Genomic DNA, 309 nt, shown 5'->3' on the forward strand with positions numbered 1-309 from the left:
TTCCAAATGCGTGCAGATGCTGGCTCGACATATACCGTGAAAAATAATGGTAATGGAGAGTGGAGTGTTCAACTGCCTCAAGCTTCGGGGTTGTCATTCGATTTAAGTGAGATTTCGATCTTGCCGCCTAAAAACTTCAGTGGTACTGCTGAGTTTGGTGTGGAAGTCTTCACTCAAGAATCGTTGCTGGGTGTGCCTACTGCGGCGGCAAACTTGCCAAGCTTCAAATTGCATGTGGTACCTGTTGGTGATGATGTCGATACTAACCCGACTGATTCTGTGACAGGTAATGAAGGCCAAAACATTGAT

General features: G+C 46.0%; 1 protein-coding gene. It reads left to right on the plus strand.

What is annotated here, in order from left to right:
* Nucleotides 1-309, plus strand: a 309-nt coding sequence (locus AB4512_RS24810) for a hypothetical protein (protein WP_372176128.1), incomplete at both ends; no start/stop codon positions are given.

The sequence above is a fragment of the Vibrio sp. 10N.222.52.B7 genome (genome assembly GCF_041474275.1).
GTDB classification, from domain to species: domain Bacteria; phylum Pseudomonadota; class Gammaproteobacteria; order Enterobacterales; family Vibrionaceae; genus Vibrio; species Vibrio crassostreae_C.